Source organism: Candidatus Polarisedimenticolia bacterium, assembly GCA_035764505.1.
GTDB lineage: Bacteria > Acidobacteriota > Polarisedimenticolia > Gp22-AA2 > AA152 > AA152.
On the sequence record DASTZC010000195.1, the window covers coordinates 1 to 10,483 of the forward strand.

The following is a 10,483-nucleotide window of genomic DNA, read 5'->3' on the forward strand; positions in this document are numbered from 1 at the left end:
CGAAGATGACGATGCGCGGATCGTGCGCCATCTCGTCCTTGAGGCAGGCATTCAGAAGATCCACCATCGTCTTCGGGTCGCCCTCGGTCTTCGGCTCCGTCGCGAAATCATCCGAGGTCGGGTCGACGTCGGGGGAATAGACGAAATCGTAGATGGTGTCGGTGCCGGGGCGCGCCTCGGCGGCGGCCTGATCGGTCTGCTCGTTGATCTCGGCGTCGACGCTCTCGCGCATCCGGGTCAGGAAGGCCTCGTCCGCCAGCCCTTCCTCCAGGAGGAGCTTCTCGAACCGGGCGATCGGATCGCGCTTCGCCTCTTCCTGGCGCTCCTTCTCCGGCTTGTAGTTCTTCTCGTCATCGGACAGCGAGTGCGAGTAGGGGCGCACGACGTGCGCCTGGATCAGCGCCGGCCCCTCGCGCCGGCGGCGCATGTCGCCCACCACCTCCGACAGCAGCCGGTAGCTTTCCAGCGCGTCGGTGCCGTCCAGCTCTTCGTAGCGCAGGTTGGGCCAGTCTTTGACCAGCCCCTTGATCGTCCCGCCGGCGGTCTGCACCTCCACCGGCACCGAGATGGCGTACTTGTTGTCCTGGATCAGATAGAGGACCGGCAGCTTCAGGTTGCAGGCGGTATTGAGCGACTCCCAGAACTCTCCTTCGCTGGTGGAGCCCTCGCCGCCCGAGACGTAGGTGATCTCGTCGGATTGATGCTTGAGGCCGCGCTCCTGGCACTCGCGCACCGCGGCGATGTAGCGCCCCGCCTGCGCGCAGCCGACGCTCTGGAGGTATTGCGTGCCGGTGCAGGATGATTTGGAGACGACGTTCAGCCGGGGATGCCCCCAGTGCGACGGCATCTGGCGGCCGCCCGAGTTCGGGTCGGCGGCGCAGCCGAGGGCCTCCATCTGGATCTCCTTGGGAGTCATGCCCAGCTGGAGCATCAGGGCCTGGTCGCGGTAGTAGGCGTAGAACCAGTCGTGCCCCGGCTTCAGGACCATTCCCGCGGCCGTCAGGACCGCCTCGTGGCCGGCCCCGGCGATCTGGAAGAAGATCTGGTTTTGCCGCTTCAGCTGGATCTGTTTGTCGTCCAGGCGGCGCGACAGGATCATGTTGCGGTACATCGCCAGCAGCGAGGCGCGGTCCAGGCCGATCTCCTTCAGCTCGGCGGACAGTCCGCGCGTGGTCTTGTTCTTCATTCCTGATCTCCTTGCCCGGCGGTGACGCCGCCTTCCGCTTCCTCGGGTTTGGGGGGATGGAGCTCGCGGCTTGCGAGGGCCTCGGCTGCCGCGGCATCGACTTCCCGGACGATTTCGTCTTCCACCGATTCGAGCTTCGCGGGAGAAATTCTACCATTCCGGACCCCCTCTGTCGCCACGCCGGTCAGCCAGGCCTCGTAGCAGCCGATCGGATCGCGCAGTCCCCAGGAGCGGAAGACATTGGGGGGGAAGAGGGACCGGGCTTCCTGCTCGTCGTGAGTGGCGTGCCCTCCCATGCGAAAGGTGTGGGCCGTCAGGATGACCGGTCCCCGGCCCTGACGGCAGAGATCCGCGGCCAGCCTCGTGGCCGCATAGACGTCGAGAACGTTGTTGCCGTCGCAGACGATTCCGGCGGCCCCATAGGAGGAGGCCAGGTCTTCCAGGTCGCCGCGCTGATGCTCTTCCAGCGCCGTGCCGAGCGCCACGCGGTTGTCCTGCAGGACGATGATCAAGGGCAGATGCTGCACCGCCGCCAGGTTGAACCCCTCGTGGAACTCCGCGGTGTGCGAGGCGCCGTCACCCACCCAGGTCAGGGCCAGGTGCGGGTCGGAGCGCAGCTTGAAGGCCAGCGCGGCGCCTGCGAAGACGGGGACCAGCGAGGCGACGAAGGAGATGGGGGGAAGGACGCCCTTCTCCGGGTCGCCGGTGTGCAGGTCCCGGCCGCGGGTGATCTGATCGCGCGTCCCGAGGTAGGCCTTGAGCATCTGGGCGACCGGCATGCCGCGCTCGTGGCAGGCGCCGGCGTTGCGGATCATCGGCCCCACCAGGTCCCCCTCGCGCAGGGCGTGGGCGTTGCCCACCGCCACCGCCTCCTCGCCGGTACCCAGCCAGGCCTTCGAGAGGACTCCCTGGCGCACCCAGCGCTTGAGCGCGATGTCGTGCAGGCGCGCGCGCAGCAACCCGGCGTACAGCGCGAGAAGGGTCTTCTCCTCCAGCGCGGCGATCAGCTTCCAGCGTTTCTTGTCGCGGCGCAGCGTTGCGGCGAAGCCGCGGACCACGGCCGGGTCCGGCTTCCAGGCGACGTATTCGGGGGGGTCGAACGCGGGGTAGCGCTTCACGCCCGGAATGATACCGCAAGCTGTTTCACGGCGGTGAGCAGGCGGTCGATCTCGGCGGGGAGATTGTAGATGGCGGTGGAGACGCGCACCGCGTCCAGCTCCGGGACGGGCCGGACGACGCACTGCGGCTTGTCGGCCAGGAAGTCGGATGCCGCCTTGTGGGGGATTCCTTCCATGGAGAAGGCGGTCAGACCGCCGGAGCGGCCCGGCTCCAGGGGGGTCAGGATTCTGACCTTCGGGATCGTCTTCAGCCCGTCGCGCAGGCGCGCGGAGAGGGCCTGGATCCGCTCCCAGGCCCGCTCGGTCCCAATGCGGTTGTGGAACTCGATCGCCGAGCCTTGCGCCAGGACCTCCGCCAGGTTCCGCGTCCCGAAATCGTCGTAGCGTCGCGCCGTCTTGCCGCTGAATCCGGTGCCGGTGAAAACGCGCGGAGCGATCCGCTCGCGCGCCGCCGGGGACACGTAGAGCAACCCCGTGCCGGGAGGGGCCATGAGCCACTTGTGCGACGAGGAGGCATAAGTGTCGCAACCGAGAGCGCGAAGATCCAGCGGCATCATCCCGGGCGGATGGGCGCCATCGACGCAGAAGAGGAGATTGCGCCGGCGCGCGATGGTGGCGACGCGATCGAGCGGGAGGAGGTGCCCGCTGCCGAAAGTGACGTGCGGCAGTGCCAGCACGCGGGTCTTCGGCGTAATCGCCGCTTCGAGCCGCCCGAGGAAGGCCCCGTCGGTCTCGGGCGGCATCGGCAAGGGAACGGCGATGCGCCGGATGCCGCGCGTCTCCAGGAACTGCCAGACGCCTGCGCCCCCCGGGTGCTCCTGGTCGGTAGTGATCACTTCATCTCCCGCGGCGAGGCTCAGCCCCATACCTACGGTGCTGACTCCTTCCGTGGTATTGCGGGTCAGCGCCACGTCATCGGGCGCCGCGCCCAGCAAGGCGGCGGCATGGGAGCGCACCTCCTCCAGCCGGGCCCCCAGAGGTCCCCACATCTGCGGCGCGGGGCTGGCCGCGAGCTGGTGCGCGAAGCCGGCGAGATCCCGGAGAACGGGTAACGGAGTCGGTCCGAGCGAGCCGTTGTTGAAGTAGGCGACCTCCGAGGGCAGCGCGAAGCAGCGGCGCACCGCGCTCCAGAACTCCTCGTCCTTGCGATCGCCGAAGCCCGCGAGATCGGGAAGCGGCTGCGTGGCGGCTGTCTGGGCGGCCTTCAGGAGCTGGCCCTGCAGGGGGAGCGCGGCCAGTGTCCCGAGTCCCCAGCGCAGCGCGTCTCTGCGAGAAGTGCTCAAGGAGGACGATGTCCCCGGTACGCGGCGCCGTTGCAGCGCTCCACCACGAGGCGGTGGATCTCCTCGAATTCCTCGACCGAATCGATCACGAAGCGATCCGATCCGCGCACTTCGAGAAAGAGGGCCGAAGGATTGTCCTCCTTCCTTCCGAAGCGCAAGGCGCGATGAGCATGGATCGAGACGATCTCGGGCCAGACGACCGAGCGATCCAACGACAGCCCCATCCGCGCCAGGAGCGGATTGGCGTAGCGGATGCCGCTGTCGTCGATCAGGAAGCGATCCCCCAGGTTGAGGAGCGAGACGAACAGGGAGACGCCGATGAAACATGCGAGGAAAATGCCCGGAAAGCTGACGAACCGCCCGCCGGAAGTCAGGTACGAGATTTCCAGAAGCGTGAACAGCACCAGGCAGCCCAATGCCAGAGCGCGGGTTCCTGCAGAGCGGCGGTAGATTCTCACGCCGACCTATCCCGGAGGCCAGCTGAAGGCCCTGCCTCCTAGAAGATGGAAGTGGATGTGAAACACCGACTGGCCGGCGCTTGCCAGGCAGTTCGCCACCAGCCGGTAACCTTTCTCTTTGAGCCCCTGCTCGCCGGCAACCTTGGTGGCGGCCAGCAGGACGTGGCCGAGGAGCTGCTCCTCCTCGGCAGAGGTATCGTTGAGCGTATCGAAGTGTGCTTTGGGGATGATCAGCGCATGGACCGGCGCCTGTGGATTGACGTCGGCGAAGGCGACCACCAGACGGTCCTCGTACAGGATCTTCGCGGGGATTTCCTTGCGCGCGATGCGGCAGAACAGACAGTCGGCCATCGGCATTGCCTCCTGGTTCAGCGGATGCGCTCGATGTCGGCGCCGATCCGCTGCAGCTTCTCCTCGATGCGCTCGTAACCCCGATCCAGATGATACGCCCGGTCCACCACCGTCTCCCCCTGGGCCACCAGTCCCGCCACGATCAGGCAGGCGGAGGCGCGCAGGTCGGTGGCCATCAGCTGGGCCCCCGCCAGCGGCGTGGGGCCGCGGACCACGGCGGTGCGGCCGTTGATCTCGATTTGCGCCCCCATGCGGCGCAGCTCCCCGACGTGCATGAAGCGATTCTCGAAAATCGATTCGGTGATGGTCGAGCTGCCCGCAGCCTGCGTCATCAGGGCCATGTACTGCGCCTGCAGGTCGGTCGGGAAGGCCGGATAGGGAAGGGTGATCAGGTTGCCGGGACGCAAGGGCCCATCGGGGCGCACCTCGATTGCCGACGAGCCGACCTCCAGCTTCACGCCCACGTCGCGCAGCTTCTCGAGAACGGCCCCCAGGTGCTCCGGCCGGCAGTGCTCCACCCGCACCGCGCCGCGGGTGATGGCGGCCGCCATCAGGAAAGTCCCCGCCTCGATCCGATCCGGGATCACGTCGTGCTCGGCCCCGTGCAGCGCCTCGACTCCTTCGATCACGATGGTGGCGGTGCCGGCCCCCGAAACCTTTGCCCCCATCGCCGTGAGCAGGGCGGCGAGATCCTCGACCTCGGGCTCCTGGGCGACGTTGCGCAGGGTGGTGCGTCCTTTGGCGTGGGTGGCCGCCATCATCAGGTTTTCCGTTCCGGTGACCGTCTTCGACTCGAACGTGATGTCGGCGCCGCGCAGCGACCCCCCCTCGGCGACGATGTAGCCGTGCTCCACCTCGATGCGCGCGCCCAGCTTGCGCAGCGCCGCGATGTGAAGGTCGACCGGCCGGGCCCCGATGGCGCAGCCGCCGGGCAGCGAGACGCGGGCGGCGCCGTGCCGGGCCAGCAGCGGGCCGAGGACCAGCACCGAGGCGCGCATCGTTTTGACCAGCTCGTAAGGAGCCTCGGGGGACTGAATCGCCGGGACGCGGATCCGCAGCTTCGTCCCATCGCGCTCCAGGTCGGTGGCGCCCAGGCGCTGCAGGACGCGCAGCATCGTGGCGACGTCGCGCACATTCGGCGCGTTATCGAGGATGACCGGCTCGGAAGTGAGCAGGGAGGCTGCCATGGCGGGCAGTACCGCGTTCTTGGCGCCGCTGACGGGCAGGGATCCCTGAAGAGGTTTGCCGCCCCTAATCCGAATCTTTTCCATGAATCAGCCGGATCTCCGATGCGCGCCGCGGCTTTCTCACGCGCGGGATTATACCCTCAGGATCCTTGACAAGGTCACAAACGACGCCGATAATCCGCCAGCCTGCCGGGTCCCACTCATTCCCAGGAGCGCGTCGTGCCCCTTTTCGAATACGAATGCACCAAGTGCGGGAACCGCTTCGAGAAGATCCAGAAATTCTCGGATCCGAAGACCCGGACCTGCCCGAAGTGCAAGGGGAAGGCGAAGCGGCTGGCTTCCGCGCCGGCGATTCAGTTCAAGGGAACCGGCTGGTACATCACCGATTACGCCCGCAAGGGTGAGAAATCATCGGATGACAAGGCCGTGAAATCTTCCGACGAGAAGGGTGCCAAGGGAGGGGAGGACAAGCCTTCCAAGGAGAAAGACAAGAAACCCGCCAAGTCCTCCACTTCGAAGAAGGGGAGCGGCGACTAGTGCCTGGCGGGCTTGGGCGACTCGCTCAGAGCTTGAGAGTCTTCAGGTAGTCCCGGAATTCCGGCCCCAGGTCCTTCCGCCGCAGCGCGAACTCCACCGTCGCCTTCAGGAACCCCAGCTTGTTTCCCGTGTCGAACCGCTTCCCCTGGAACCGGTAGGCGGCGATCGGCTGCTTCGTCAGGAGAGAGCGCAGCCCGTTGGTGAGCTGAATCTCTCCTTTGGCGTCGGGCTTCGTCTTCTCGAGATGGGCGAAGATTTCGGGCATGAGGATGTAGCGCCCGATGATCGCCAGGTCGGAGGGGGCGTCATCGGGGGACGGCTTCTCGACGAGATCGGTGACCTGATAGATGCCGTTGCGCGACTTGTTATCGTGCGCGATGACGCCGTAGGAGCTGGTGCGCTCCCGCGGCACCGGCTCCACCGCCAGGACGCTGCAGCGCCGCCGCGCGAACACCTTGATCATCTGGGCCATCGCGGGAGTCTTCGCCTGGATGATGTCGTCTCCCAGGAACACGGCGAAAGGCTCGTTGCCGACCAGCTCCTTGGCGCACAGCACCGCGTGGCCGAGACCGAGGGGCTCCTTCTGCCGGACGTAGGAGACGTTGATCATGTCGGAGATCTCGCGGACGATCTTGAGGAGATCCTTCTGGCCGCGGTCGGCCAGCGTCCGCTCCAGCTCGAAGGAGACGTCGAAATGGTCCTCGATGGAGTTCTTCCCCCGGCCGGTGACGATGATGATGTTCTCGATGCCCGACTCGATCGCCTCTTCGATGACGTACTGGATCACCGGCTTGTCGACCAGCGGCAGCATCTCTTTGGGCTGGGCCTTCGTGGCGGGCAGGAATCGGGTCCCCAGCCCGGCGGCGGGGAAGACGGCTTTGCGGATGCGCATCGACGATCTCCCGAACGGTTGCGGGGGATTATAGCATTCGGATTTCCGCCCGCCCGCGCGCGGACCGGAGTGCGGCGCGCGGCGATTCGGCCACCCTGCGCTCACCGGCCGTCACGGGCCGTCACGAGTCTGGCGCGCGCCGGCTCCAGGTGCTACAGTGGGGCGCATCCGGTCCGATATCGCCGAAAGGAGGCTGGCCATGCACGCGCCGTGTCGGGTCCCGGTTTCCGCCCGCAGAACTTCCTCCCTCGCCCTCATCGCCCTGTTCTTCTTGCTCATCCTGGCCGCAGGGATCTCGCCCCTGGCCGCCCAGATCGACCCCGTCGTCTATCGCCTCGACAAGAGCAGCACCTTCCAGAAAGGCTGCTTCGATCCCTGCATGTGTCCCGTCATGTTCAGCGGTTCGGAGCGCGGCACCTTCGTGCTCCGCTTCACCGGCTCGGATCCGCTGTACGACAACTACCGGGTCGAGGAGGTCAACTGGACCGTCACGGTTCCCGGACAGGAGATCCGCGTGACCGGCTCCGGCACCTACCGGGTCGGGGGCGAGGTCGCCCTCCAGCAGCAGCTGATCCTGGATTTGAGCGTGGACGGCGCGGCGGCCGAGCACTTCGATTCCGGGTTGGTGACGGGCGGAGGAGGCTTCCCGCGCATCGCCATCACGATTTCAATCCATGGACAGGTCTGCTTTGACACGGTGTTCCGCCTGAGCGCCGCACCCGTTCCGGCCTCCGAGCTGAAAGCCTACCGGCTGTCGCCGGAGAGCCGCTTCCTGCGCGGCTGCTCGGACCCGTGCGACTGCCCCACGCTCGATCCGGTCCCTGTGCGGGGAAGCTTCACCCTGGTGCCGCTGGAGCGCGGCCCGCTCGGAACGGAATTCTCGGTGGTGCAGGTGAAATGGCTGGTATCCCCCGATCCGATCGGCGGCGATCCCTCAGGCCTCTCCGTCACCGGGTCCGGGACGTACCGACTGAGCGGGGAGGTGGCCGCCGAGCAGCAGATGAAGCTCGATCTGAAGCTGGGCACCGATCCCCCGGTGGCCTACGACAGCGGCCTGGTCCCCGGCGGGGGCGGGTTCCCGCTCCTCGACGTCACGATCCAGCGGACGGTCCAGACCTGCCTGACCACGGCTTTCGAGCTGCACGCGAAGCCGGTCCGGATGTGCCCCAGAGCGTCGGGCGCCATTCCGGACTGAGGTGCTCGAGGACGCCGGCGCGGCCCGCGTTGACGGGCGCGAAGGGCATTCGCTAGACTCCCGGCACATTTGCGGACCGAGCGCTGGCGTAGTATGCCGCTCTCGCGGGAGAGCCCCAACGTGCTGGACGTCAACCGGGTGCGGGAGAAGTCGCAGGAGATCGAGCAGGCGCTGAAGAACCGCGGCGCCACCATCGATCTCTCCGAGTTCCATCGCCTCGATTCCCGCCGCCGCACCCTCCTCAAGCAGGTCGAAGATCTCAAGGCGAAGCGCAACCGCAGCTCGGAAGAGATCGCCCGCCTCAAGAAGGAGAAGAAGGACGCCGCGGCGCTCATCGAGGAGATGCGGGGCGTGGGAGCGGAGATCGCCACTCTGGATGCCGAAGTGGCGAACCTCGAGGAGTCGCTGCGCGCCCTGATGCTCCTGATTCCCAACGTGCCGCACGCCAGCGTGCCGGTTGGAGCGGAATCCGCCGCCAATCAGCTGATCCGGGTCTGGGGGGAAGAGCCGCGCTTCAGCTTCACGCCGCGCCCGCACGAGGAGCTGGGCGCCGCTCTCGGGATCCTCGATTTCGAGCGCGCCGCGAAGATCGCGGGAGCGCGCTTCTGTCTTTACAAGGGAGCCGGGGCGCGGCTGGAGCGGGCGCTGATCAATTTCATGCTCGACGTGCAGACGAAGGAGCACGGCTACACCGAGGTGCTGCCTCCCTTCATGGTCAACTCCGCCAGTCTGATCGGCACCGGCAACCTGCCGAAATTCGCCGCCGATCTCTTCAAGCTGGAGGGGACCGATTACTACCTCATCCCGACGGCGGAGGTGCCGGTCACCAACATCTACCGCGACGAGATCCTGGACGGGGAGGCGCTCCCCAGGAAGTTCGCCGCCTACACCCCCTGCTTCCGCAGCGAGGCCGGCTCCTACGGGCGCGACACCAAGGGGCTGATCCGCCAGCACCAGTTCAACAAGGTGGAGATCGTGAAGTTTTCGCGGCCGGAAAGCTCGTACGAGGAGCTGGAATCGCTGACGCGCGACGCCGAGTCCATTCTGCAGAAGCTGGGGCTGCACTACCGCGTGGTCTGCCTGGCCACCGGCGACATGGGCTTCTCCTCGGCGAAGACCTACGACCTGGAGGTCTGGCTCCCCAGCCAGAAGGCCTATCGGGAGATTTCGTCCTGCTCCAATTTCGAGGATTTCCAGGCGCGGCGGGCCAACATCCGCTACCGCCCATCGCCCAAAGCGAAGCCGGAGTTCGTGCACACCCTGAACGGGTCGGGACTGGCGGTGGGCCGGACGCTCGTGGCGATTCTAGAGAACTTCCAGCAGGAGGACGGCTCGGTCCGCATCCCCAAGCCGCTCATCCCCTACACCGAATTCGAGCAGATCAACCCGCTGGGCTGAAACTAGTCCGTCGCGTAAGCCCCAACGGTGACCTTCACCGGCACGTCCCGGTCATTGATGATGACCAGCGCCATCCGGGGAGCCTTGACCTGGGTCGTCGAGGAAGCCCGGACCGTGTCCTGCTCGGCAAAGCTCAGCTCCAGCTTCGCGTCGGGATCGCCCACCAGCGGCGGCCCGAAGCCGACCCGCACGATCAGCGAGCCGCCTCCGACCGTCGAGTTGGCCACCGCCTGCACCGACACGCGCTTCATGTTGAAGACATTGAGCACCTGGCTGACGCGCTCACCCGGCGGAACGATCAGGTCCTTCGCCACCGGGAAGAAGCGCGCCTGACTGCCGCTGGTGGTCGCCATCGCCGGAATGCTGACGGAATCGAAGTCATCGGCGAGCACGCTCCCGCACAGGGCAATTGCGAGCAGGGAAACGACGAGCACTTTCGCCTTCATGGACCAGCCTCCTGAAAATGATGGCGCCGTGAGCTGACAGGGACGCGGCGGAGCGGCTCCCGCCGACCCGAATAGACCGCGCCTGGCCTGCGAAGGTTGAAGTATGTCCCCGCTCAAGTGGAAACGAACAGGTTTCGCCTCTTCCTGTACAATCGCCCCACGGAGGGATGGCCGAGTGGTCTAAGGCGGTGGTCTTGAAAACCACTGAGCGAAAGCTCCGCGGGTTCGAATCCTGCTCCCTCCGCCAGTTCAATCCCTGTGGACGAGCAAGTCCGACTCGAAGAAGGGGATAGACTCATGATGCGCCGTCCTGTCGCTATCATTGTCCTGGCGTTGCTGGTCGCAACGCTGATGGGGGCGGCTCCGCCGCCGCGCCTCGTTGCGCAGTGGAGCTCACCGGAGGACACCGGCCAGAGGTTCCACAAGATCGTG

11 protein-coding genes and 1 tRNA gene are annotated in these 10,483 nt (G+C 66.6%); 4 read left to right on the forward strand and 8 right to left on the reverse strand.

Translation table 11 applies throughout. The annotated features are described in order from the left end of the window. The 6 genes from VFW45_12965 to murA form a co-directional block, all read right to left on the reverse strand. Positions 1–1,186 (reverse strand): thiamine pyrophosphate-dependent dehydrogenase E1 component subunit alpha (locus VFW45_12965; GenBank protein ID HEU5181694.1); only part of this gene is annotated, 1,186 nt, incomplete at its 3' end. Further along, positions 1,183–2,304, reverse strand: a complete 1,122-nt coding sequence (locus tag VFW45_12970) for a thiamine pyrophosphate-dependent dehydrogenase E1 component subunit alpha (GenBank protein HEU5181695.1) — start codon at positions 2,302–2,304, stop codon at positions 1,183–1,185. The genes VFW45_12970 and VFW45_12965, both read right to left, overlap by 4 nt. Further along, entirely contained in the window at positions 2,301–3,587 is a 1,287-nt protein-coding gene (locus tag VFW45_12975; GenBank protein HEU5181696.1) for an aminotransferase class V-fold PLP-dependent enzyme, read from the reverse strand. Before VFW45_12975 ends, VFW45_12970 begins: the two co-directional genes overlap by 4 nt. Next, a complete protein-coding gene (locus VFW45_12980; GenBank protein ID HEU5181697.1) occupies positions 3,584–4,045 on the reverse strand; it encodes a hypothetical protein in 462 nt (153 codons plus the stop codon). Before VFW45_12980 ends, VFW45_12975 begins: the two co-directional genes overlap by 4 nt. A gap of 6 nt (positions 4,046–4,051) precedes the next feature. Next, complete coding sequence (locus VFW45_12985) at positions 4,052–4,396, reverse strand: histidine triad nucleotide-binding protein (protein HEU5181698.1); 345 nt, start codon at positions 4,394–4,396, stop codon at positions 4,052–4,054. 17 nt (positions 4,397–4,413) lie between these two features. Next, on the reverse strand, positions 4,414–5,667 hold the full coding sequence (gene murA, locus VFW45_12990; protein HEU5181699.1) for a UDP-N-acetylglucosamine 1-carboxyvinyltransferase: 1,254 nt from the start codon (positions 5,665–5,667) through the stop codon (positions 4,414–4,416). 135 nt (positions 5,668–5,802) lie between these two features. Here murA and VFW45_12995 point away from each other — a divergent pair, with 135 nt between their 5' ends. Further along, positions 5,803–6,120: an FmdB family zinc ribbon protein gene (locus VFW45_12995; GenBank protein HEU5181700.1), complete on the forward strand. Its 318-nt coding sequence runs from the start codon at positions 5,803–5,805 to the stop codon at positions 6,118–6,120. A gap of 25 nt (positions 6,121–6,145) precedes the next feature. Here VFW45_12995 and galU read toward each other — a convergent pair whose 3' ends face one another. Beyond that, complete coding sequence (gene galU / locus VFW45_13000) at positions 6,146–7,012, reverse strand: UTP--glucose-1-phosphate uridylyltransferase GalU (GenBank protein ID HEU5181701.1); 867 nt, start codon at positions 7,010–7,012, stop codon at positions 6,146–6,148. Between the two features lie 199 nt (positions 7,013–7,211). On the opposite strand from galU, the gene VFW45_13005 reads away from it, so the two are divergent. After that, a complete protein-coding gene (locus VFW45_13005; protein HEU5181702.1) occupies positions 7,212–8,207 on the forward strand; it encodes a hypothetical protein in 996 nt (331 codons plus the stop codon). Positions 8,208–8,327: 120 nt separating this feature from the next. Next, positions 8,328–9,605, forward strand: a complete 1,278-nt coding sequence (gene serS / locus VFW45_13010; protein HEU5181703.1) for a serine--tRNA ligase — start codon at positions 8,328–8,330, stop codon at positions 9,603–9,605. Between the two features lie 2 nt (positions 9,606–9,607). On the opposite strand, the gene VFW45_13015 is transcribed toward serS, so the two are convergent. Beyond that, positions 9,608–10,051, reverse strand: a complete 444-nt coding sequence (locus VFW45_13015) for a hypothetical protein (protein HEU5181704.1) — start codon at positions 10,049–10,051, stop codon at positions 9,608–9,610. A 161-nt stretch (positions 10,052–10,212) separates the two neighbouring features. Between VFW45_13015 and VFW45_13020 the strand changes: the two genes are divergently transcribed. Next, positions 10,213–10,298, forward strand: a tRNA-Ser gene (locus VFW45_13020). Positions 10,299–10,483 lie beyond the last annotated feature (185 nt).